The organism is uncultured Thiodictyon sp. (assembly GCA_903837595.1).
Classification (GTDB): domain Bacteria; phylum Pseudomonadota; class Gammaproteobacteria; order Chromatiales; family Chromatiaceae; genus Thiodictyon.
Genome location: CAILVI010000106.1, coordinates 1 through 1,620, shown reverse-complemented (window position 1 = coordinate 1,620; position 1,620 = coordinate 1). Strand labels below are relative to the sequence as shown.

Below are 1,620 nucleotides of genomic sequence, written 5' to 3'. Positions count from 1 at the left end.
GCCCCCCGAGTGTGAGAGTACCGATGCGGGGTACAGGGACGGAGCCACCCGTAGTAGTGACGAAGGCCCTGTAATGGGGCTGGAGCGAAGGGGTGGCCCTATCTGGCCGGAAACGAGGAAGCAACTGGCGACAGGAGGACTTTCTTGAACACGGCGAAGCCATTTCCCATCACCAAGCGTCAGGTGTGGGAAGCCTACAAACGAGTCAAGGCCAACCAGGGCGGAGCTGGGGTGGACGGCCAGACGATCCAAGCGTTTGATGAGGATTTGGAAAACAACCTCTACAAGCTCTGGAACCGGCTGGCCTCCGGGAGTTACCAGCCCCCACCGGTCAAGCGTGTGGAGATCCCTAAGGCGGACGGAGGCATCCGGCCGCTGGGCATCCCCACAGTCGCCGACCGGATCGCCCAAATGGTGGTCAAGCAGGTACTGGAACCGGAACTGGAGAAGCACTTCCACCCGGACTCCTACGGCTACCGGCTGGGCAAATCGGCCCATCAAGCGATCGGGCAGGCGCGCCGCCGTTGCTGGGACAACGACTGGGTCGTTGATCTTGACATCAAAGGGTTCTTCGACAACCTCGATCAGGCTCTTCTGATGCGTGCGGTGCGCCACCACACCCAGGACAACTGGGTGGTGCTCTACATTGAGCGATGGCTGAAAGCCCCGGTGCAGATGCCGGATGGAACGCGACAGGAACGGAGCAAGGGCACCCCGCAAGGTGGCGTCATCAGCCCGTTGCTGGCGAACCTGTACCTGCACTACGCCTTCGACCTGTGGATGCAAAGGACCTACCCGAGCATTTCATTCGAGCGCTATGCCGATGATGCGGTGTGCCACTGCCGCACGCAGGCGGAGGCGGAACATCTGAAAGACGCGCTGGAGCGCCGATTTGCTGACTGTGGACTGGAACTCCACCCGGAGAAGACCCGAATCATCTACTGCAAAGACGATGATCGGCGAGGGGGCTACCCGAACATCGGTTTCGACTTTCTGGGGTACAGCTTTCGCCCCCGGAGATCGAAAAACCGCTGGGGAAAGTACTTCATCAACTTCAGTCCGGCGGTCAGCAGCAAGGCAGCGAAAGCGATCCGCCAGGAAGTCCGAAGCTGGAACCTGCCGTTGCGTAGCGACAAGGCGCTGGACGACCTGGCGCGGATGTTCAACGCGAAGATACGCGGATGGATCAATTACTACGGCGTCTACTACAAGTCGGCGCTGTACCGGACCCTGAGGCACATCGACCGCAAACTCGTCCTGTGGGCCACCCGCAAGTTCAAGCGGCTGCGAGGCCACAAACGGCGGGCGGACCACTGGCTGCAACGCATTGCGCGGCGGCACACCTGGCTGTTCCCGCACTGGCGATTGCTCTATGGACAGGCTGGATAGGAAGAGCCGGATGAGCGGAGACGTTCACGTCCGGTTCCGTGAGCACCTCGGGGGGCGGTTCCCCGGGGTGACTCGACTCGGCATCCGCCGCGTCGTTCTTCTGGCTCTTCACGTAGGGTTTGACGAACTGCGGCGCCATCAGCCGAACCGTGTGCCCGAACTCGGTCAGTATCCGCGCCCAGTAGTGGGCTCCCCCGCAGGCTTCCATGCCGATCAGGCAAGGTTCGAGTC

General features: G+C 61.6%; 1 protein-coding gene and 1 pseudogene. One reads left to right on the top strand and one right to left on the bottom strand.

Annotated features, from left to right (window positions below):
- The first annotated feature begins 144 nt into the window (after positions 1-144).
- Entirely contained in the window at positions 145-1,389 is a 1,245-nt protein-coding gene (gene ltrA / locus QZY44_RS06025; protein WP_295443640.1) for a group II intron reverse transcriptase/maturase, read from the top strand.
- Positions 1,390-1,462: 73 nt separating this feature from the next.
- Here ltrA and QZY44_RS06020 read toward each other — a convergent pair.
- Positions 1,463-1,620, bottom strand: a pseudogene (locus QZY44_RS06020) (IS110 family transposase); the annotation flags it as partial.